The organism is Citrobacter sp. LST-B2 (assembly GCF_057983045.1).
Genome location: NZ_CP192598.1, coordinates 3,272,330 through 3,290,103 on the forward strand (window position 1 = coordinate 3,272,330; position 17,774 = coordinate 3,290,103).

Sequence of the window (17,774 nt, forward strand, 5' to 3'; positions counted from 1 at the left end):
CCTCAGTTAAACAAGCCAAACGAAAACAGATAACCGATGGCCACCGCCAGGGGCGCGGTAATCATCCGTGACAGCAAGAAAGAGGGCACGCCAAGACGAATGGTTTTCTCTTTCGCCTCCTGCATGGAAAGCCCAACGGGAATGAAATCGGCACCGACCTGGACGTTAATCGCGAACAGCGCCGGCAACGCCATCAGCGGTGAAACCACCCCGCTACCGATTAGCGTTCCTACCAGCACACCAACGACCTGCGCAATCGCCGCGCCAGGAGCCAGAATGGGAGAGATGAAGGGCAGACCACAAATAATCGCAATCACAAACAGACCGGTTAACGATCCGGCAAGCGGCGACAGCGCATTCCCGGTCCACTGACCAATCGCGGTCTCCTGAACCAGAGCGATCAGAACCGAGATAAAGGCCATAAAGGGGATCACGTTTTTAATACACAGCTCGACCGATTCACGCGCCGAGGAGTAGAGCAGGCTGACAAAGTTACCGATTCCCGTCGCAAAACGCGTCATCAACTCCAGCGCGGTGTTGGTCGCGGAACCGCGTGGTTTTGCCTCCACGCGTTCGTGAGCCACAGCACAGGCATGGTCTGTCGGGAGAGGATCACTGAGCTCAACGTTTTCCTCCCCGGTTACCGGTTGATTAATGGTTTCAATCAGCGAAAGCGATTCAAGACTGACATCAGAGATGTAAATATCTTCGGTGATATATTTCGCCAGCGGCCCCATCGCACCGGTAGGGAGTACGTTGATTGTCTTGATTCTTTTCTGCGGATAAATGCCGCAGCGCAGTGAACCGCCACAGTTGATGACCACACAAAGGATTTTCTTATCATCCGGCATGGCGTCAAAGCCGTTAACCACGGTCATTTCCAGCATTTCACCCAGTTTTTTCGCGACCGGATCAATGGTTTTGCCGGTAAGCGACAGGATGACCATGCGGGTATCGCGAGATAAATACATGTCATCGCCAATCCCTGAATGACCTTTTTTAATCAGTACGGTTTTCATTGGTTTTCCTCATTATTGTCAATGGGCCAATCAATTCATTTACGGATGGAGAACAATGACTGTTAACGTGTAATGAACCATAGGCTATTGGCTTTTCAGCCCCGTCAAATACCACTGTCACATGACCTAACTCGCATAAATTTTGCCATGCGGCCTCTCCCCAGCAGGTTATATTCCAGGTCTGATTATTAATCTGCAGAACATAATCCATTATTTTTTGTAATGGGGTAACATCACAAACAATATTCTTAATGACCAGGACATAATCGAGATAATCTTCCGGAGCATGGTCATTAAAGGTAATCAACATGCCATTAAGCAGTCCCTCTTCCACTTTTCTTCCAGCCTTTACGACGTCAGCCGAAAATAGTACTTTCATTGTTTTCCCTTATTCCTGATTAAGTTCGCGTTTCTCCAGCCGGGTGAAGATATATTCCGTCAGAAAACCACGGATAAAACCGAGTAGAATACCCGCAGCGATATAGCGTAATGCCAGGTCGGCAACCGGTAGATCGAGTCGCGTCAGGCCAGCGGCGACGCCCAGCCAGATAAAGAGTTCAGATGGCACAATGTGTGGGAACAGAGAGGTCAGCGGGTGTACGGTGCTGCCCAGCGCATCCTGATAAGCGGGTTTACAACGTTCGGGCAGAAATTTACCCATCGTCAGCGCACCCGGACTGCTAAGAAAGAACCAGGCAAAACTCGGCAAAATTCCATAGGTTAATATTTTTGACTTCCCCATCAGGGTGGCGACTTTTTCCATTCGCTGTTGGCCAATTAATTTCATAATAAAATTAACGGTCAAAATTAAGGTTATCAGCATCGGAATGGTACTGACGATCATCCCGGAGAATATCTTACCTGCGCTCTGGAAAAGATGGATAAAGCCTTCTGCTATTTCAACTATCATAGTTAACTCCCAACGTGTAGATATAAGTATATTCATCCGTCAGAAGTGTATTGACAGATGAAGGCAGCCAACGCTTTTGTCTTTAAGAATTCAGATGATGTTATTTAATAATTTTTCAGTTCTCCTGGCAGTAAGGGCTCGTAAATATCGCGGTTTGGTAACAGGAAAGTTAACGGGAAATGGCTGCACAAACAGTGAGCATCTTCACAGAGTTATAATTATTCATTTTATTTTGTATTTTTATACATGAAAGGCAAAATCACCGGACAGGACCTTTTGACAAGGGGAAATGGTGAATTCAGGATGAAAAAAAGGGAGGCAGCGCCTCCCTTTTGTGCAGTCGTTAGACTCGCCGATTACTCGTCAGCGTCATCGGCGACATCGTCGTCGGTTTCCGCTTCCGGGGCGATATCATCATCCCCTTCCGCCGCGCTACCGTCGATGGAGTCGAGTTCTTCGTCATCCACCGGCTCAGCCACACGCTGCAGACCCACCACGTTTTCATCTTCCGCCGTACGGATGAGGATCACGCCCTGAGTATTACGTCCTACCACGCTGATTTCCGACACGCGAGTACGCACCAGCGTACCGGCATCGGTGATCATCATGATCTGGTCGCAATCATCAACCTGCACCGCGCCAACAACAGAACCGTTGCGCTCGGTCACTTTGATAGAGATAACGCCCTGCGTCGCACGGGACTTGGTCGGATACTCTTCCGCCGCCGTACGCTTACCGTAACCATTTTGCGTCACGGTCAGGATCGCGCCTTCACCACGTGGAATAATCAGGGAGACGACTTTGTCTTCGCCCGCCAGCTTGATGCCTCGTACGCCAGTCGCAGTACGGCCCATCGCACGGACGGCGTCCTCTTTAAAGCGCACCACTTTGCCCGCCGCCGAGAACAGCATGACTTCGTCAGAACCGGAGGTCAGATCCACACCAATCAGTTCGTCGCCATCGTTCAGGTTCACCGCAATGATACCGGCAGAACGCGGGCGGCTGAATTCGGTCAGCGCGGTTTTCTTCACCGTACCGCTGGCAGTCGCCATAAAGACGTTCACGCCCTCTTCGTACTCACGAACCGGCAGGATAGCGGTAATACGTTCGTCGGCTTCCAGCGGCAGCAGGTTGACGATCGGACGGCCACGCGCACCACGGCTCGCTTCTGGCAGTTGATAAACCTTCATCCAGTACAGACGACCCCGGCTGGAGAAGCAGAGGATCGTGTCATGGGTGTTGGCCACCAGCAGACGGTCAATAAAGTCTTCTTCTTTAATACGTGCAGCCGATTTGCCTTTCCCACCACGACGTTGTGCTTCGTAGTCGGTCAGCGGCTGATACTTCACGTAGCCCTGGTGAGACAGGGTCACAACTACATCTTCCTGGTTGATCAGATCTTCGATATTGATATCAGCGCTATTCGCGGTGATTTCGGTACGACGCTCATCGCCAAACTGATCGCGGATCAGCTCCAGCTCTTCGCGAATCACTTCCATCAGGCGATCGGCGCTGCCCAGAATGTGCAGCAGTTCCGCGATCTGTTCCAGCAGCTCTTTGTATTCATCGAGCAGTTTTTCATGCTCAAGGCCGGTCAGTTTCTGCAAACGCAGATCCAGAATCGCCTGGGCCTGCTGTTCTGTCAGGTAGTACTGACCGTCACGCACGCCGAATTCTGGCTCCAGCCATTCCGGACGCGCAGCGTCGTCACCAGCACGTTCCAGCATCGCAGCCACGTTGCCCAGATCCCACGGACGTGCGATCAATGCGGCTTTCGCTTCCGACGGGGTCGGCGCACGACGAATCAGCTCAATGATCGGGTCGATGTTCGCCAGCGCAATCGCCAGTGCTTCAAGGATATGCGCACGATCGCGGGCTTTACGCAGTTCGAAAATGGTACGGCGGGTCACCACTTCACGGCGGTGGCGCACAAACGCTGAAATGATGTCTTTCAGGTTCATGATCTTCGGCTGACCATGGTGCAGTGCCACCATGTTGATACCGAAAGAGACCTGCAGTTGAGTCTGGGAGTAGAGGTTGTTCAGTACCACTTCCCCGACCGCGTCGCGCTTAACTTCAATCACGATGCGCATACCGTCTTTGTCAGACTCGTCACGCAGCGCGCTGATGCCTTCAACGCGTTTGTCTTTTACCAGTTCCGCGATTTTCTCGATCAGGCGCGCTTTGTTCACCTGATACGGAATTTCATGCACGATAATGGTTTCACGACCGGTTTTCGCGTCTACTTCCACTTCCGCGCGGGCACGGATGTACACTTTACCGCGACCGGTACGATAGGCTTCTTCAATACCGCGACGACCGTTGATGATCGCCGCCGTCGGGAAGTCCGGACCCGGGATGTATTCCATCAGCCCTTCAATGCTGATGTCTTCATTGTCGATATACGCAAGGCAGCCGTTAACCACTTCCGTCAGGTTGTGTGGCGGGATGTTGGTCGCCATCCCTACTGCGATACCGGACGAACCGTTTACCAACAGGTTCGGGATTTTGGTCGGCATAACGTCAGGGATTTTTTCCGTGCCGTCATAGTTGTCGACAAAATCAACCGTCTCTTTTTCCAGATCGGCCATTAACTCATGGGCAATCTTCGCCAGACGGATTTCCGTATAACGCATCGCCGCCGCGGAATCGCCATCGATGGAACCGAAGTTCCCCTGGCCATCCACCAGCATATATCGCAGCGAGAACGGCTGAGCCATACGGACAATGGTGTCGTATACCGCAGAGTCGCCATGCGGGTGGTATTTACCGATTACGTCACCAACGACACGGGCTGATTTCTTATAGGCTTTGTTCCAGTCATTGCCCAATACGTTCATGGCGTAAAGTACGCGACGGTGTACCGGCTTCAGGCCATCTCGGACATCCGGCAGCGCACGGCCAACAATGACCGACATCGCATAATCCAGATAAGAGTTCTTCAGCTCTTCCTCAATGTTGACCGGTGTAATTTCTCTCGCAAGGTCGCTCATCTAACCGCTATCCCTCTACTGTATCCCGGATTCAAAGGTCGCAAATTATAACACAACCGCAGAGATTGAGGTAAACCAATAAGCTTTATTCACCCGCGTGGACTGATATACTCCTGTCACTAGCCCTATAAGGAGTAAAAGCCCCGATGAATGCCGTAAAACCACCGGTAAACCACAACGTTGACCATGAAGAAATTGCCAAGTTTGAAGCAGTCGCGTCGCGCTGGTGGGATCTGGAAGGCGAATTTAAGCCGTTGCATCGCATTAACCCGCTGCGGCTGGGTTATATTGCTGAACGCTCAGGCGGCCTGTTTGGTAAAAAGGTGCTCGACGTCGGCTGCGGCGGCGGCATTCTGGCAGAGAGCATGGCGCGTGAAGGCGCCACAGTGACCGGTCTGGACATGGGGTTTGAGCCCTTGCAGGTAGCAAAACTGCATGCGCTGGAAAGTGGTATTCAGGTGGATTACGTGCAGGAAACCGTGGAAGAGCACGCGGCAAAACATGCCCATCAGTATGACGTGGTAACCTGTATGGAGATGCTGGAACATGTGCCCGATCCGCAATCGGTGGTTCGCGCCTGCGCACAACTGGTGAAACCCGGCGGCGAGGTGTTCTTCTCAACGCTCAACCGTAATGGCAAATCCTGGCTGATGGCGGTTGTCGGTGCGGAATATATTTTACGCATGGTGCCGAAAGGGACCCATGATGTGAAGAAATTTATTAAACCTGCGGAGCTGCTAGGTTGGGTGGATCAGACGGTCTTGCAGGAGCGCCATATGACCGGGTTGCACTACAACCCCATCACCAACACCTTCAAGCTTGGCCCTGGCGTTGATGTGAACTATATGGTGCATACCACCGCAAAAGCGGAATAAGCCCCCTGCCTGATGGCGCTTCGCTTATCAGGCCTACAAAGATGTGCCTGTAGGCCGGATACAACATTACTGTCGCCATCCGGCTTACAAAAATTGCGCCAGATCATGAGAACTTTCTACACCTTCGTTGAAGAAATCAGCACTCGATCAAATTATCTATTTTTTTTATGAATTATTGACATCCCCGCCAGGCCTTATGCGACGTGCACTTAGCCTTTCTTACCCTTTTGCAACCTCAATTTAACCTCAAAATCAACTCTTGTGCTGAAAAGAATCCCTACTAGAATACTCACCATATAGCGTTTACTTTAACACTCAACCCCTACATATAGTATTTATCCACAGAGTTAGTCACAAGGTGGCATTGTGGATAATGCAGGGGATATTTTTTCTTTCACGGACAGGTAAAAAACCACATGAATCAGAGTCTGCTGGTGACAAAGCGTGATGGTAGTACAGAGCGCATCAATCTCGACAAAATCCATCGGGTTCTGGATTGGGCGGCAGAAGGACTGAATAACGTATCGATCTCTCAGGTCGAACTGCGCTCCCACATCCAGTTTTATGACGGTATCAAGACCTCCGATATCCATGAAACGATCATTAAAGCGGCGGCGGACCTGATCTCCCGCGATGCGCCGGATTATCAGTATCTGGCTGCGCGTCTGGCGATTTTCCATCTGCGTAAAAAAGCCTACGGCGAATTTGAACCGCCGAAACTGTTTGACCATGTGGTGAAAATGGTTGAAATGGGCAAATACGACAATCATCTGCTGGAAGACTACACGGAAGAAGAGTTCAAGCAGATGGACTCGTTCATCGTACACGACCGTGATATGACCTTCTCCTACGCCGCCGTTAAGCAGCTGGAAGGGAAATATCTGGTACAGAACCGTGTCACCGGTGAGATCTACGAAAGCGCCCAGTTCCTCTATATTCTGGTAGCAGCCTGCCTGTTCTCGAATTACCCGCGCGAAACCCGTCTGGAATACGTCAAACGTTTTTATGACGCGGTGTCGACGTTCAAAATTTCTCTGCCGACGCCGATCATGTCCGGCGTTCGTACCCCGACGCGTCAGTTCAGCTCTTGCGTGCTGATCGAGTGCGGCGACAGCCTGGACTCGATCAACGCCACCTCCAGCGCGATTGTGAAATACGTTTCCCAGCGTGCTGGTATCGGTATCAACGCCGGTCGTATCCGTGCGCTGGGCAGCCCGATTCGCGGCGGCGAAGCGTTCCACACCGGCTGTATCCCGTTCTACAAGCACTTCCAGACCGCCGTGAAATCCTGCTCTCAGGGCGGTGTACGCGGTGGTGCGGCCACGCTGTTCTACCCGATGTGGCATCTGGAAGTGGAAAGCCTGCTGGTATTGAAAAACAACCGTGGCGTGGAAGGCAACCGCGTGCGTCACATGGACTACGGCGTACAAATCAACAAACTGATGTACACCCGTCTGCTGAAAGGGGAAGACATTACCCTGTTCAGCCCGTCCGACGTCCCTGGCCTGTATGATGCGTTCTTCGCCGATCAGGACGAGTTCGAGCGTCTGTACACGAAATATGAGAAAGACGACAGCATCCGCAAACAGCGTGTCAAAGCCGTTGAACTGTTCTCGCTGATGATGCAGGAACGCGCCTCTACGGGGCGTATCTATATTCAGAACGTTGACCACTGCAACACCCATAGCCCGTTCGATCCGCAGGTCGCGCCGGTGCGCCAGTCCAACCTGTGTCTGGAAATCGCGCTGCCAACCAAACCGCTGATGGATGTGAACGACGAAAACGGTGAAATCGCCCTGTGTACGCTCTCCGCGTTCAACCTGGGAGCAATCAACAGCCTCGAGGAACTGGAAGAGCTGGCGGTACTGGCCGTTCGCGCCCTTGATGCGCTGTTAGATTATCAGGACTACCCGATCCCGGCTGCCAAACGTGGTGCGATGGGGCGTCGTACGCTGGGTATTGGCGTGATTAACTACGCTTACTATCTGGCGAAGCACGGCGTACGTTACTCCGACGGTAGCGCCAACAACCTGACGCACAAAACGTTTGAAGCCATTCAGTACTATCTGCTGAAGGCCTCTAACGAACTGGCGATTGAACAAGGCGCCTGCCCATGGTTTAACGAAACCACCTACGCACAGGGCATTCTGCCGATCGATACTTACAAGAAAGATCTGGATGCCATCACCAGTGAACCGCTGCATCATGACTGGGAAGCGCTTCGTGAGTCCATCAAGACCCACGGTCTGCGTAACTCAACGCTCTCTGCCCTGATGCCGTCCGAGACCTCTTCGCAGATCTCGAACGCCACTAACGGTATTGAGCCGCCGCGCGGTTACGTCAGCATTAAAGCGTCGAAAGACGGTATCCTGCGTCAGGTGGTGCCGGACTACGAGCACCTGGGCAACGCCTATGAGCTGCTGTGGGAAATGCCGGGGAATGACGGTTATCTGCAACTGGTCGGGATTATGCAGAAGTTTATCGATCAGTCGATTTCAGCCAACACCAATTACGATCCGTCGCGCTTCCCGTCCGGAAAAGTGCCGATGCAGCAGTTGCTCAAAGACCTGCTCACCGCCTATAAGTTCGGGGTCAAAACGCTGTATTATCAGAACACCCGCGACGGCGCGGAAGATGCCCAGGACGATCTGGTGCCATCCATTCAGGACGATGGCTGCGAAAGCGGCGCATGTAAGATTTAATCTGTTGCCGGATGGCGGCGAAAAGCCTCATCCGGCCTACAAAATCAATCGGATGTTGTAGGCCGGATAAGCGAAGCGCCATCCGGCATTACACAGCTGACAGGACTCACTTCAATGGCATACACCACATTTTCACAGACGAAAAACGATCAACTGCTGGAGCCGATGTTTTTTGGTCAGCCGGTTAACGTGGCCCGCTACGATCAGCAAAAATATGACATCTTCGAAAAGCTGATCGAAAAACAACTCTCCTTCTTCTGGCGTCCTGAAGAGGTTGACGTTTCACGCGACCGCATCGACTACCAGGCGCTGCCAGAGCATGAAAAACACATTTTTATCAGCAATCTGAAGTACCAGACGCTGCTGGATTCTATTCAGGGGCGTAGCCCGAACGTGGCACTGCTGCCGCTGATCTCCATTCCGGAACTGGAAACCTGGGTCGAAACCTGGGCCTTCTCCGAGACCATTCACTCGCGCTCTTACACCCATATCATTCGTAATATCGTTAACGATCCGGCTATTGTGTTTGATGACATCGTCACCAACGAGCAGATCCAGAAACGTGCGGAAGGCATTTCCAGCTATTACGATGAACTGATTGAGATGACCAGCTACTGGCACCTGCTGGGCGAAGGGACGCACACCGTGAACGGCAAAACCGTCACCGTGAACCTGCGTGCGCTGAAGAAAAAACTGTATCTGTGCCTGATGAGCGTCAACGCGCTGGAAGCAATCCGCTTCTACGTCAGCTTCGCCTGCTCATTCGCTTTCGCCGAGCGTGAACTGATGGAAGGCAACGCTAAAATCATTCGCCTGATTGCCCGTGACGAAGCGCTGCACTTGACTGGCACTCAGCACATGCTGAACCTGTTGCGCAGCGGCGTTGACGATCCGGAAATGGCGGAAATTGCCGAAGAGTGTAAGCAGGAGTGCTATGACCTGTTTGTGCAGGCCGCCCTGCAGGAAAAAGAGTGGGCAGACTATCTGTTTCGCGACGGTTCAATGATCGGCCTGAACAAAGACATTCTGTGCCAGTACGTCGAATACATCACCAACATTCGTATGCAGGCGGTCGGTCTGGATCTGCCGTTCCAGACCCGTTCCAATCCGATCCCGTGGATCAACACCTGGCTGGTGTCCGATAACGTTCAGGTGGCCCCGCAGGAAGTGGAAGTGAGTTCTTATCTGGTCGGGCAGATCGACTCTGAAGTCGATACCGACGATCTGAGTAACTTCCAGCTCTGATGGGACGCGTCACACTGCGCATCACTGGCACACAGTTGCTGTGCCAGGATGAACACCCTTCCCTGCTCGCCGCGCTTGAATCGCACAACGTTGAAGTGGAATATCAGTGCCGCGAAGGCTATTGCGGCTCTTGCCGCTGCCGTCTGGTTGCAGGTCAAGTGGACTGGATCGCCGAGCCGTTAGCATTCATTCAGCCCGGCGAAATTTTGCCCTGCTGTTGCAGGGCAAAAGGCGACATCGAAATTGAGATGTAGCGCGCCTTACAGCGCGTAGTAATACGCTTTCACCTGTTCCCAGTCCGCTTTTGGGATGGGACTCAGGTACTTCTCAAGCTGAGAGAAGTCATGGTGCGCCGCTTTATGGCGGCGCAAACGACGACGGCTTTTTTCCAGATCTAAAAACCCGGCTTCTACCGTCCCTTCCGTTTTCACATAGATATGTCTTACGTAGCAGCAACCGTGCTGACGATTGACGCTGTGCATCTTTTTAAAGGCCAGCGCGACCGCGTTTAGCATTGCATCACGCACCTCATCAGGATACGGCGTCACTGCATGCTGTTTATACCACTCCTCGATGCTCACAAAACCTTTCATATCTTCGGTGATCAGCAGCGCACGCCACTCACCGTTAACTTTTGTCGCGTTGCCATAGACAATTTTCGGCACGATAACGCCCGCGCGGGCCAGTTCGTTGATCACCTCAATTTCGCGCACAATCGTCGGACGTCCGAAAGGATAGCGTACCGAGTGAAACAGGTGTTGTGTCATCCGCTTCACATACAATTTCTTCCCGTCACGTTCGATGCATTGCACACCGCTCATCCCTTTGCGTCGATAATTCGGTTCTTCGACCCAATCGCCTTCCGTTGCCCACCAGTTCTCAAACTCATCCTGCACTGCTGCCTGCGCCATTGTGACCATCCGTTACAGTAACGACATAAATTATTTATCGAACAAATATAAATCTTCTTCTTAAGGAAATCTTAAGAAATTCATGATCGGCTACGGACTTCTTGATCTGACGTGTGCTTTTTTGCATTAAACCGGCAGGAAAAGAGATAAAAAAAACTGCACCTTACTCAGCGGTTGCCCGCCTTTGGGGTGCAGTGGAGAGGGATAATGCGGTTGTTACTCTTTACGTAAGAACATCACCGCTTTGTCGGGGAAGTCGGTGAACAGCCCGTCCACGCCCGCTTTGTTGTAGAGGATGTCGTACAGCTGATTCACATCCGTCGTGTACTCCGGCAACTGATCGGCGCGCACCGTATAAGGGTGAACCGTCATCTTATTCTGGTGGGCCTCTTTCACCATATCTGTCAGGACGATATTGCCTTTCGTCGACTTCTCGTCAATCAGCATGTGGTAATCCGGACCGATGCCGTCCGCATATTCCGCCACCTGTTTCATCGCCCCGGGTTTGAACATCCAGTCGTAGTTGTAATTGACCCAACTGCCGTCCGGCTGCTTCTCCTGGGTTTCATTCCAGTCGGTATAGGCAATCAACTGCACCAGGTTCAGATCCATCCCCATTTTAGGTTCCAGCTCATTTTTGATGCGCTTGAGTTCTGCTACATCAAAACTTTGCAGATAGACTTTGTCCTGCTTGTCGCTGTAACCGTACTGTTTCAGCACTTCCAGGGTCTTCGTCGCAATGTCCTTCCCTTCCTGATGATGGAACCACGGCGCTTTGATCTCCGGATAGATACCGATGTTCTTGCCGGTAGAATGGTTCAGTCCCTGAACAAACTCGATCTCTTCAGCAAAGGTATGCACGCGGAAATCCGATTTACCCATCGGGAAACGGCCAGGATAGGTTTGCACCTTCTTGCCATTTTCCAGATCAAACCCTTCGGTAAATTTCAGAGATTTGATTTCGTCCAGCGTAAAGTCGATGGCGTAATAACGACCGTCTTTGCGCGCACGATCCGGAAAACGCTCGGCGACATCCGTCACGCGATCAAGATAGTGGTCATGCAGGACGACCAGTTGGTCGTCTTTCGTCATCACCAGATCCTGTTCCAGATAATCCGCCCCCTGCGCGTAGGCCATCGCTTTCGCGGGCAGCGTATGCTCCGGTAGGTAGCCGCTCGCGCCACGGTGGGCAATCACAACTTTATCCGTGTTGCTGGCGGCCAGGGCATGACTTCCCATTACCGCGCCCGCCATCATCAGCGTCAGGCTCAGGTTTTTCAGTGTTTTTTTCATTCACTTAGCCCCCGTTGCGTTTCAGTTGCATCTCAGCATGGTGGCGTTTTTCGCCGATCATCACCACAATCAACAGAATCACCGCCAGAATGCTGCCGCCGATCATCACCATGAAACCGCCGTCCCAGCCGAAGAAGTCCACGGTGTAGCCGACGATGGCGCTGGCCGCCACGGAACCGCCGAGATAACCAAACAGGCCGGTAAAGCCCGCTGCCGTCCCTGCGGCTTTTTTCGGTGCCAGTTCCAGCGCATGCAGACCAATCAGCATCACCGGACCGTAAATCAGGAAGCCGATCACAATCATACAAACCATATCGACGGTCGGGTTACCTGCCGGGTTCATCCAGTAAACGATGGTAGCGATCGTCACCAGGGTCATAAAGAACACACCGGTCGCGCCACGGTTACCACGGAACACTTTGTCCGACATCCAGCCGCACAGCAGCGTGCCAGGGATCCCTGCATATTCATAGAAGAAGTAGGCCCAGGAGGATTTATCCAGCGCAAAGTGCTTCACTTCTTTCAGATAGGTTGGAGACCAGTCGAGAATGCCGTAACGCAGCAGATAAACGAACACGTTCGCAATCGCGATGTACCACAACAGTTTATTCGGCAGAACGTACTGCATGAAGATCTGCTTCGCGGTCAGCTCTTCTTCCGCTTTCTCGTTGTAGTCGTCCGGATAGTCGTTTTTGTACTCTTCGATGGGAGGCAGGCCACAGGATTGCGGCGTATCACGCATCAGCGCGAAAGCGAAAATAGCCACCAGAATGGCGCCGAACGCTGGCATATACAGGGCAGCTTTCCAGTCGTTAAACCAGGCCATCCCGAGCAGGAACAGCAGCGGAGGGATCCCGCCACCGACGTTATGCGCACAGTTCCAGACGGAGACAATCCCGCCACGTTCCTTCTGCGACCACCAGTGCACCATGGTACGTCCGCACGGCGGCCAGCCCATTCCCTGGAACCATCCGCAGAGGAACAACAGCACGAACATAATGGCAATGCTCGATGTCGCCCACGGTACAAAGCCCATGAACAGCATCACTGCCGCGGCCAGAATCAGACCGGCTGGCAGGAAAACGCGCGGATTCGAGCGATCCGAAACCGACCCCATGATGAATTTCGAAAATCCGTAGGCAATAGAGATCCCCGACAAGGCAAAACCTAAATCACCGCGTGAAAACCCCTGCTCGACCAGGTAAGGCATTGCAAGGGCAAAGTTCTTGCGCACCAGATAGTACGCGGCTTAGCCAAAGAATATCCCCAGGAATATTTGCCAGCGAAGCCGGCGGTATGTCGGATCGATCTCCGCTGCAGGCAAGCGAGCTTTATGCGCCGCTGGTTTAAAAATACTCAACATAATGTAGCCTCCGTGGCCCGTCTTTTATAAGTAGTAAACACCGCAGGTGGTACACGCAACCCCCGCTGCTTCCAGTGTTGGTCGCGATGTTATGCAAAGATACATGCCGTGAATGTGAATTACAGCACATATTGTTACAGATTTATGATGAATGTTCAGAAAGGCGCACGAAATCACGTTTCATTTTCGAATTATGAGCGAATATGCGCGAAATCAAACAAACCATGCTTTTTATGTGGCTAAATGATAAAAAACGAACTGTGAGGGAAAACAATGAAAACTCGCGACTCGCAAACCAGTGACGTGATTATCATTGGGGGTGGTGCCACTGGCGCAGGGATTGCCCGCGACTGCGCGCTGCGTGGACTCCGTGTTATTTTAGTCGAGCGTCATGATATTGCGACCGGAGCGACAGGTCGTAACCACGGGCTGCTGCACAGCGGCGCACGTTATGCGGTGACTGACGCCGAATCTGCCCGCGAATGCATCAGCGAAAACCAAATTCTGAAACGTATCGCCCGCCACTGCGTTGAGCCGACAGACGGTCTGTTTATTACCCTGCCCGAAGATGAGCTTTCCTTTCAGGCCACCTTTATCCGTGCCTGTGAAGAAGCGGGCATTCGGGCAGAAGCGATCGATCCGCAACAGGCGCGGATTATCGAACCGTCGGTGAATCCACAGCTGATCGGCGCGGTCAAAGTGCCGGACGGAACGGTCGATCCGTTCCGCCTGACTGCAGCCAACATGCTTGATGCGAAAGAGCACGGTGCCATTATCCTGACCGCCCACGAAGTGACGGGGTTGATCCGTGAAGGCGCGACCGTTAGCGGTGTCCATGTGCGCAACCATCTCAATGGCGAAACGCAAACGCTGCATGCGCCGGTGGTGGTGAACGCCGCCGGGATCTGGGGACAGCGGATCGCGGAATATGCCGATTTGAGTATCCGCATGTTCCCGGCGAAAGGGTCGCTGCTCATTATGGACCACCGCATCAACCAGCACGTCATTAACCGCTGCCGCAAGCCTTCCGACGCCGATATTCTGGTACCCGGCGATACCATTTCGCTGATTGGCACCACCTCAACCCACATTGATTACAATGATATCGACAGCAACCGCGTCACCGCCGATGAGGTCGATATTCTGCTGCGCGAAGGTGAAAAGCTGGCGCCGATCATGGCGAAAACGCGCATTCTGCGCGCCTACTCCGGGGTGCGTCCACTGGTGGCAAGCGATGACGATCCCAGCGGTCGTAACGTCAGTCGCGGCATTGTGCTGTTCGACCACGCGAAACGCGACGGTCTGGACGGGTTTATCACGATTACCGGCGGCAAACTGATGACTTATCGTCTAATGGCGGAATGGGCCACCGACGCGGTCTGCCGGAAACTGGGTAACACGCGTCCTTGCATCACTGCAGACACGCCGCTACCGGGCTCGCAGGAACCCACGGAAAGCACGCTGAAGCGCGTGATCTCTCTGCCAGCCCCACTGCGAGGCTCCGCGGTGTATCGCCACGGCGACCGTACGCCAGCATGGCTGAGTCATGGTCGTCAGCACCGCAGTCTGGTCTGTGAATGTGAAGCCGTCACCGCGGGTGAAGTGCAGTACGCCGTCGAAAATTTAAACGTCAACAGCCTGCTTGATCTCCGTCGTCGCACCCGCGTGGGGATGGGCACCTGTCAGGGCGAGCTCTGCGCCTGCCGTGCCGCCGGGTTGCTGCAACGCTTTAACATCACCACCGCTGCGCAGTCCATTACCCAGTTGTCAGACTTCCTCAACGAACGCTGGAAAGGCGTACAACCGATCGCCTGGGGTGATGCCCTGCGCGAAAGCGAATTTACCCGCTGGGTATACCAGGGATTATGTGGTCTGGAAAAGGAGCCTCGCGATGAGATTTGATACGGTCATTATGGGCGGCGGTCTCGCCGGACTGCTGTGCGGACTGCAGTTGCAAAAGAGCGGATTACGCTGTGCGGTGGTCACTCGCGGTCAGAGCGCGCTGCACTTCTCTTCCGGCTCGCTGGATCTGCTCAGCGCGCTACCGGACGGGCAACCAGTGAATGACATCACTGCCGGTCTGGACGCCCTGCGCGAACAGGCCCCAACACATCCCTACGCCACGCTGGGTACGCAACGCGTTCTGACACTCGCTGAACAGACACAGGCGCTGCTGGAAGCCTCCGGCGCGCATTTGCAAGGCGAGGTTCGGCAGTCACATCAGCGGGTCACCCCGCTCGGCACACTGCGTTCGACCTGGCTCAGTTCACCGGAAGTCCCTGTCTGGCCGCTGGCGGCAAAACGCCTTTGTGTGGTGGGCATTAGCGGCTTACTCGATTTTCAGGCGCACCTGGCGGCGGCCTCTTTACGTCAACAGGATCTGACGGTTGAAACCGCCGAAATCGACCTGCCGGAACTGGACGTGTTGCGTGACAACGCCACCGAATTTCGGGCGGTGAATATTGCGCGTTTTCTGTATAACGAAGATAAATGGCCCTTGTTGTATGACGCGCTGTTGCCGATCGCAAAAACCTGCGAAATGATCATCATGCCCGCCTGCTTTGGTCTGGTGGATGACCGCCTCTGGCGCTGGCTCAACGAGCGTCTGCCATGCTCGCTCATGCTACTGCCTACGCTACCGCCATCGGTGCTGGGGATCCGTCTGCATAACCAGTTGCAGCGTCAGTTCGTCCGTCAGGGCGGGATCTGGATGCCAGGCGATGAGGTGAAGAAAGTCACCTGCAAAAATGGCGTGGTGAGCGAAATCTGGACGCGCAACCACGCGGACATTCCGCTACGCCCGCGTTTCGCGGTGCTTGCCAGCGGGAGTTTCTTTAGCAGCGGCCTGCTTGCCGAACGTGAAGGGATCCGCGAACCGATTCTGGGACTGGATGTTCAGCAAACGGCGACCCGCGCCGAATGGTATCAACGCGATTTCTTTGACGCGCAACCCTGGCAACAGTTTGGCGTCAGCACTGATGAGGCGCTGCGCCCGTCGTTGGCCGGACAAACCGTAGACAACCTCTATGCGATTGGCTCGGTTCTCGGCGGATTCGACCCCATTGCCCAGGGATGCGGAGGCGGCGTCTGCGCAGTCACCGCGTTACATGCCGCCCATCACATTGCAGCACGTGCAGGAGGTGAGCAATGAGCGATACGAGTTTTGAAAGTTGCATCAAATGCACGGTCTGTACTACCGCCTGTCCGGTCAGCCGTGTGAATCCAGGTTACCCGGGCCCCAAACAGGCCGGTCCCGACGGCGAGCGCCTGCGTCTGAAAGATGGCGCGCTGTACGACGACGCGCTGAAATATTGCATTAACTGCAAACGCTGCGAAGTGGCCTGCCCGTCTGACGTCAAAATCGGCGATATCATTCAGCGCGCGCGGGCAAAATATGACACCTCCACCCCGTCGCTGCGTAACTTTATCTTAAGCCACACCGATCTGATGGGCAGTGTTTCCACCCCGTTCGCGCCGGTGGTCAACACGGCAACGTCACTGAAACCGGTGCGCCAGTTGCTCGATTACGCGCTGAAAATCGACCATCGCCGGACGTTGCCAAAATACTCTTTCGGCACCTTCCGCCGCTGGTATCGCAGCGTGGCGGCCCAGCAGGCACAGTACAACGATCAGGTTGCCTTCTTCCACGGTTGTTTTGTGAATTACAACCATCCGCAGCTCGGCAAAGATTTGATCAAAGTGCTGAACGCGATGGGCACCGGCGTCCAGTTATTGAGTAAAGAGAAGTGCTGCGGCGTGCCGCTGATTGCCAACGGGTTCACCGACAAGGCGCGTAAACAGGCGGTGACTAACGTCGAATCACTGCGTGAAGCGATTGGCGTGAAGGGGATTCCGGTCATTGCCACTTCCTCGACCTGTACTTTTGCGCTGCGTGACGAGTACCCGGAAGTGCTGGACGTCGACAACAGCGGTCTGCGGGAACATATCGAACTGGCAACCCGCTGGCTGTGGCGAAAACTGGACGAAGGAAAAACCCTGCCGCTGAAGCCGTTACCGTTAAAAGTGGTGTATCACACGCCGTGCCATATGGAAAAAATGGGCTGGACGCTGTACACCCTTGAACTGTTACGCCGCATTCCGGGGCTGGAACTCACGGTGCTGGATTCTCAGTGCTGCGGAATAGCTGGTACCTACGGCTTTAAAAAAGAGAACTATCCTACCTCGCAAGCCATCGGCGCACCGCTGTTTAAACAGATTGAAGACAGCGGCGCGGATATTGTGGTGACCGACTGCGAGACCTGCAAATGGCAAATCGAGATGTCCACCAGCAAACGCTGCGAACATCCGATCACCCTGTTGGCGAAAGCATTAGGCTAAATGACTCGCCCGGCGGCACGGTGCCCCGGGCGTTTTTGCGTTTAGCCTTCCACAAAATTGAATACGTTACCGTCGTACGTATTTATCTCCCGTCCCTCTTCGCAAAGACTGAATTTCGGGCATGC

At 53.7% G+C, this 17,774-nt stretch carries 13 protein-coding genes and 1 pseudogene; 7 read left to right on the top strand and 7 right to left on the bottom strand.

The genetic code is table 11. The features are described 5' to 3' along the window. Nucleotides 1-2: 2 nt before the first annotated feature. From srlE to gyrA, 4 genes are all read right to left on the bottom strand, one after another. Nucleotides 3-1,019, bottom strand: a complete 1,017-nt coding sequence (srlE, locus tag ACQ0PY_RS15835; protein ID WP_054175986.1) for a PTS glucitol/sorbitol transporter subunit IIB — start codon at nt 1,017-1,019, stop codon at nt 3-5. Then, on the bottom strand, nt 1,000-1,398 hold the full coding sequence (locus ACQ0PY_RS15840) for a PTS glucitol/sorbitol transporter subunit IIA (protein ID WP_054175985.1): 399 nt from the start codon (nt 1,396-1,398) through the stop codon (nt 1,000-1,002). Before ACQ0PY_RS15840 ends, srlE begins: the two co-directional genes overlap by 20 nt. A gap of 9 nt (nt 1,399-1,407) precedes the next feature. Continuing rightward, nucleotides 1,408-1,929, bottom strand: coding sequence for a PTS glucitol/sorbitol transporter subunit IIC (gene srlA, locus ACQ0PY_RS15845; RefSeq protein ID WP_042317872.1), 522 nt, complete (start codon nt 1,927-1,929; stop codon nt 1,408-1,410). Nucleotides 1,930-2,285: 356 nt separating this feature from the next. Beyond that, complete coding sequence (gene gyrA / locus ACQ0PY_RS15850; RefSeq protein ID WP_044266198.1) at nt 2,286-4,922, bottom strand: DNA topoisomerase (ATP-hydrolyzing) subunit A; 2,637 nt, start codon at nt 4,920-4,922, stop codon at nt 2,286-2,288. Between the two features lie 146 nt (nt 4,923-5,068). Here gyrA and ubiG point away from each other — a divergent pair, with 146 nt between their 5' ends. The 4 genes from ubiG (at nt 5,069) to yfaE (ending at nt 9,998) form a co-directional block, all read left to right on the top strand. Next, a complete protein-coding gene (ubiG, locus tag ACQ0PY_RS15855; RefSeq protein ID WP_044258562.1) occupies nt 5,069-5,797 on the top strand; it encodes a bifunctional 2-polyprenyl-6-hydroxyphenol methylase/3-demethylubiquinol 3-O-methyltransferase UbiG in 729 nt (242 codons plus the stop codon). Nucleotides 5,798-6,213: 416 nt separating this feature from the next. After that, the gene (gene nrdA, locus ACQ0PY_RS15860) at nt 6,214-8,499 is read left to right on the top strand and encodes a class 1a ribonucleoside-diphosphate reductase subunit alpha (protein WP_044258561.1); all 2,286 of its coding nucleotides are present in this window, start codon (nt 6,214-6,216) and stop codon (nt 8,497-8,499) included. Nucleotides 8,500-8,613: 114 nt separating this feature from the next. Next, nucleotides 8,614-9,744 (top strand): class Ia ribonucleoside-diphosphate reductase subunit beta, encoded by a 1,131-nt coding sequence (nrdB, locus tag ACQ0PY_RS15865; protein WP_042317865.1) that lies wholly within the window; start codon nt 8,614-8,616, stop codon nt 9,742-9,744. Continuing rightward, nucleotides 9,744-9,998 (top strand): ferredoxin-like diferric-tyrosyl radical cofactor maintenance protein YfaE, encoded by a 255-nt coding sequence (yfaE, locus tag ACQ0PY_RS15870; protein WP_043000054.1) that lies wholly within the window; start codon nt 9,744-9,746, stop codon nt 9,996-9,998. Before nrdB ends, yfaE begins: the two co-directional genes overlap by 1 nt. Nucleotides 9,999-10,004: 6 nt before the next feature. Here yfaE and inaA read toward each other — a convergent pair whose 3' ends face one another. The 3 genes and pseudogenes from inaA to glpT all read right to left on the bottom strand — a co-directional run bounded on the left by inaA (nt 10,005) and on the right by glpT (nt 13,311). After that, on the bottom strand, nt 10,005-10,655 hold the full coding sequence (gene inaA, locus ACQ0PY_RS15875; protein WP_109740417.1) for a lipopolysaccharide kinase InaA: 651 nt from the start codon (nt 10,653-10,655) through the stop codon (nt 10,005-10,007). A gap of 216 nt (nt 10,656-10,871) precedes the next feature. Then, nucleotides 10,872-11,948, bottom strand: a complete 1,077-nt coding sequence (glpQ, locus tag ACQ0PY_RS15880; RefSeq protein WP_044266203.1) for a glycerophosphodiester phosphodiesterase — start codon at nt 11,946-11,948, stop codon at nt 10,872-10,874. A 4-nt stretch (nt 11,949-11,952) separates the two neighbouring features. Next, nucleotides 11,953-13,311 (bottom strand): annotated as a pseudogene (gene glpT / locus ACQ0PY_RS15885) (glycerol-3-phosphate transporter). Nucleotides 13,312-13,584: 273 nt separating this feature from the next. Here glpT and glpA point away from each other — a divergent pair. From glpA to glpC, 3 genes are read left to right on the top strand one after another with little or no spacing between them, the layout of a single operon-like run. Then, nucleotides 13,585-15,213: an anaerobic glycerol-3-phosphate dehydrogenase subunit A gene (gene glpA / locus ACQ0PY_RS15890; RefSeq protein ID WP_043000051.1), complete on the top strand. Its 1,629-nt coding sequence runs from the start codon at nt 13,585-13,587 to the stop codon at nt 15,211-15,213. Continuing rightward, on the top strand, nt 15,203-16,462 hold the full coding sequence (gene glpB, locus ACQ0PY_RS15895) for a glycerol-3-phosphate dehydrogenase subunit GlpB (protein ID WP_109740418.1): 1,260 nt from the start codon (nt 15,203-15,205) through the stop codon (nt 16,460-16,462). The genes glpA and glpB overlap by 11 nt, the downstream gene beginning before the upstream one ends. Then, nucleotides 16,459-17,649, top strand: coding sequence for an anaerobic glycerol-3-phosphate dehydrogenase subunit GlpC (glpC, locus tag ACQ0PY_RS15900; RefSeq protein WP_043000049.1), 1,191 nt, complete (start codon nt 16,459-16,461; stop codon nt 17,647-17,649). The genes glpB and glpC overlap by 4 nt, the downstream gene beginning before the upstream one ends. The last annotated feature ends 125 nt before the right edge of the window (nt 17,650-17,774 follow it).

Bases quoted from the DNA above. Each gene is read 5' to 3' on its own strand.
- inaA (WP_109740417.1), bottom strand. From the start codon at position 10,655: ATGGCGCAGGCAGCAGTGCAGGATGAGTTTGAGAACTGGTGGGCAACG.
- glpC (WP_043000049.1), top strand. From the start codon at position 16,459: ATGAGCGATACGAGTTTTGAAAGTTGCATCAAATGCACGGTCTGTACT.
- srlA (WP_042317872.1), bottom strand. From the start codon at position 1,929: ATGATAGTTGAAATAGCAGAAGGCTTTATCCATCTTTTCCAGAGCGCA.
- yfaE (WP_043000054.1), top strand. From the start codon at position 9,744: ATGGGACGCGTCACACTGCGCATCACTGGCACACAGTTGCTGTGCCAG.
- nrdA (WP_044258561.1), top strand. From the start codon at position 6,214: ATGAATCAGAGTCTGCTGGTGACAAAGCGTGATGGTAGTACAGAGCGC.
- glpB (WP_109740418.1), top strand. From the start codon at position 15,203: ATGAGATTTGATACGGTCATTATGGGCGGCGGTCTCGCCGGACTGCTG.
- ubiG (WP_044258562.1), top strand. From the start codon at position 5,069: ATGAATGCCGTAAAACCACCGGTAAACCACAACGTTGACCATGAAGAA.
- nrdB (WP_042317865.1), top strand. From the start codon at position 8,614: ATGGCATACACCACATTTTCACAGACGAAAAACGATCAACTGCTGGAG.
- gyrA (WP_044266198.1), bottom strand. From the start codon at position 4,922: ATGAGCGACCTTGCGAGAGAAATTACACCGGTCAACATTGAGGAAGAG.
- glpA (WP_043000051.1), top strand. From the start codon at position 13,585: ATGAAAACTCGCGACTCGCAAACCAGTGACGTGATTATCATTGGGGGT.
- glpQ (WP_044266203.1), bottom strand. From the start codon at position 11,948: ATGAAAAAAACACTGAAAAACCTGAGCCTGACGCTGATGATGGCGGGC.
- ACQ0PY_RS15840 (WP_054175985.1), bottom strand. From the start codon at position 1,398: ATGAAAGTACTATTTTCGGCTGACGTCGTAAAGGCTGGAAGAAAAGTG.
- srlE (WP_054175986.1), bottom strand. From the start codon at position 1,019: ATGAAAACCGTACTGATTAAAAAAGGTCATTCAGGGATTGGCGATGAC.